This is a genomic window from Paenibacillus zanthoxyli JH29, assembly GCF_000520715.1.
Taxonomy (GTDB): Bacteria; Bacillota; Bacilli; order Paenibacillales; family Paenibacillaceae; genus Paenibacillus_AQ; species Paenibacillus_AQ zanthoxyli.
In genome coordinates this window covers 1-324 of record NZ_ASSD01000004.1, presented here as the reverse complement: position 1 = coordinate 324, position 324 = coordinate 1, and the positions used below count along the sequence as shown (strand labels likewise).

1 pseudogene is annotated in these 324 nt (G+C 70.4%); it reads left to right on the top strand.

What is annotated here, in order from left to right:
* Positions 1-324 (top strand): annotated as a pseudogene (locus tag L691_RS27410) (penicillin-binding protein 2); the annotation flags it as partial.

The following is a 324-nucleotide window of genomic DNA, read 5'->3' as shown; positions in this document are numbered from 1 at the left end:
CTGGCGGCAGGAGCAGATTCTCGGCCTGCCGATGTTGCAGCCGCTCCACGGCGAACAGCCCGGAACCGTCTTTCGGACGCTGTTCCCGGGCGACGGGGGAGCCCGGGTGCAGACGGCCATCGGCCAGCGCGACGCCAGAGTGACGCCGCTGCAAGCCGCGAACCTGATCGTCACGCTGCTGCACGGCGGCGAGGTTCACGCGCCGCGCATTCTGCGCGAGATCGATTTCGCCAATGGGCAGAAGCTGATGGACCTGCCCCCGCATCTGGCGCCCGCCGCCGAGGGGCGCATCTCGGAGCGCACCGCGAAGCTGCTGCGGTCCTG